The following is a 2,543-nucleotide window of genomic DNA, read 5'->3' as shown; positions in this document are numbered from 1 at the left end:
AATTTGTGGAATTTTAGGAATAATTCCCGCCTTCAGCCATCAATATGTCGTCCAAGATGACGCTCGCTCCCATGTTTTTTGGATGGCAAAAATTCTGCCGAAAAAGATATTTTTGAGATTATGTATAGTCATTTTATATAGCATCTTTTTTGAGATGTAAACTAAATATCCTTATTTAGTGACTCTTTCACCACTCTAGATATTTACGAATCATTTAAAACACTAACTATATAGCAATCCTATTTTATTTGTGTATAAAAAGCTTACTGCTTTTAGGCAACAGGCAAAAGTTAACAGACCTGACTTTCAGTTTTTTTTATCTAGTTCTTGATTTGTCACAACCTATTTAGGGTTTGCTGAAAAAGTATGAGTGGTGGGGGTAGGAGTCAGAAGTCAGAATTCAGGAGTCAGAATAAATGGGAATTTAGAGGTGATAGTAATAAGAATTGTCCTAGAATTTTTCTGCCTCGTGTGAGCCTTTAATGCTTAATTTTTGAACCTTTTTGACCTAAAAACTTGCAGTTTGTTCGACAGAAAAAGGCACTTATCTTTTATCTAGAAAGGCGTTGATATTTAATCAGTAAACCCTATGTAGGATTGCGATACAATATATATTTATAATTCTATCTTTATAGCTCCCAATCCTCCCCAAACTATGCTTTTTTCAATAAACCCTATCTATACTTTAATATTAAATCTCTCCTTCTCCCCATCCCCTCATCTCCCCATCTTCATCCAGAGGATTATAAAAAAAAGAACCAGTTTGAGGTGGTAATTTAGGATTTAACACAACTTCCACAATACTTTTCAAAACTCCAGTTAAAGGAATTGCCAATATTACTCCTAATAGTCCTCCTATTTTACCACCTAATAGTAATGCCGCAAAAATAATTACAGGGCTAAGTCCGGTTAAATTCCCCATGATTCTAGGAGCAACTATATTATCTTTAACTTGCTGCATAGCGATCGCTACTATTAATACTTTTAATGTCAACCACCAATCTATAAATGCTACGATAATACCTACAGTACCAATGCCCAAAGTTGCTCCAATAAATGGAATTAATTCCATTGCACCTATAAATACTGCAAATAATAGGAAATATGGAACTCCTAAAAACCAAAAAGCTATAGATAAAGTAGTTGCCATAAATAACCCCAATAGCAACTGCCCAGAAACAAAACTTTGAAGATTACCTTCTAAGGATTGNATCTATAAATGCTACGATAATACCTACAGTACCAATGCCCAAAGTTGCTCCAATAAATGGAATTAATTCCATTGCACCTATAAATACTGCAAATAATAGGAAATATGGAACTCCTAAAAACCAAAAAGCTATAGATAAAGTAGTTGCCATAAATAACCCCAATAGCAACTGCCCAGAAACAAAACTTTGAAGATTACCTTCTAAGGATTGTGTAAATACATCTCGTACTTTTGGAGCAATAATACTGGTAAGATTATCCCACACTCTTTCTCCATCTAAGAGCATATAAAAAGAGATTACTAAGATTAAGATTAAGTCGAAAAACCAGTTAACCGTTCCTAATACTAAACCAAAACTTGTAGCAGCGATAGCCTCTATTTCTTCTTGAGCTTTTGCTGATAGTTGCTGTTGCAAAATTCCCACATCGAAGGGTAAATTATTAAGTTCACTCCAGGCTTGAAATTCAGTCAATTGTAATCTTGCAGACTCTAACAAATCTGGAAAATTCAACCACAATTGTCGAGCTTGATTAAAGACTGGTGGTACAATAGTTAGACCAATAACTAAAACTATTAAAGCAGCCATTAAATATACTAAACCTGCTGCCAAACTTCGAGGTAAAAATATTTGTAATTTAGCCACTGGATAGTTTAACAAAAATGCTACTAATCCTGCAGTAATTAAGATACTAACTATTTCACCTATATAACTTATTGCCCCAATAGTAAACCACCCTGCCACTAATAATAAAAGCCATGTAATTAAAAACCGTTGAACAGGTGAAAATATAATATTCATAAGCAAAATTATTTGTATATTTAGCACTCATATAAAATCCGGGTAATACCATTTCTTAAAAACTTTATCTATTTCAGAGTAGGGGAGTAGGGGAGTGTAGGGACGTTTTGCTGCGCAACATGGAAAGCGGAGCATTCCGGAACGGAAAACGCATTTTTGCCTGTGCAACGTCCGTACGGGAGTAGCACAAATAAGAATAATTAACATTAAAAAGTGCTAAAATTAGCAAAAAAATGATTCTGCGCCCTGCTGATTAGTTAATAACTGAAGTATCCCCAAAGTATAGCAATAATGCATGGGAATTGGTAGAATTAGTGATCGTATCACTCTAGGAGTCAGGAGTCAGGAGAAAGAAAAGATTGGAACTAACAAAATTTTATAATTCGTATTCAAGAAAATTTGTATTCATAGAAAGTAATTAAGTGCAATTATTTTCGGCTAATTTTTTGGGTAGAGGTAATCTTCGTTTGATTCCTCGATGACTCGAATCATTTGATATTTAATGGCGGTAGTGTCGGGAATGACTTGATAAAT

The 2,543-nt window shown here is 34.1% G+C and carries 2 protein-coding genes; both read right to left on the bottom strand.

Translation table 11 applies throughout. The features are described from left to right. Positions 1-691 precede the first annotated feature (691 nt). Positions 692-1,150 carry an AI-2E family transporter gene (locus tag AFK68_RS02200; RefSeq protein WP_371357203.1) on the bottom strand — a complete coding sequence of 153 codons (459 nt, stop codon included), beginning with the start codon at positions 1,148-1,150 and terminating at the stop codon, positions 692-694. Positions 1,151-1,211: 61 nt separating this feature from the next. Next, the coding region (locus AFK68_RS02195; protein WP_143437433.1) for an AI-2E family transporter at positions 1,212-2,009 on the bottom strand (798 nt) is incomplete at its 3' end. Positions 2,010-2,543 lie beyond the last annotated feature (534 nt).

This window comes from Hydrocoleum sp. CS-953 (assembly GCF_002260545.1).
In the GTDB taxonomy this organism is placed as follows: domain Bacteria; phylum Cyanobacteriota; class Cyanobacteriia; order Cyanobacteriales; family Microcoleaceae; genus Trichodesmium.
The sequence above is the reverse complement of the archived record's forward strand: the minus strand, read 5'-3'. Positions and strand labels throughout refer to the sequence as shown.

What these genes read in the sequence shown, in the direction of transcription:
- AFK68_RS02200 (WP_371357203.1), bottom strand. Translation starts at nt 1,150, where the DNA reads ATGGCAACTACTTTATCTATAGCTTTTTGGTTTTTAGGAGTTCCATAT.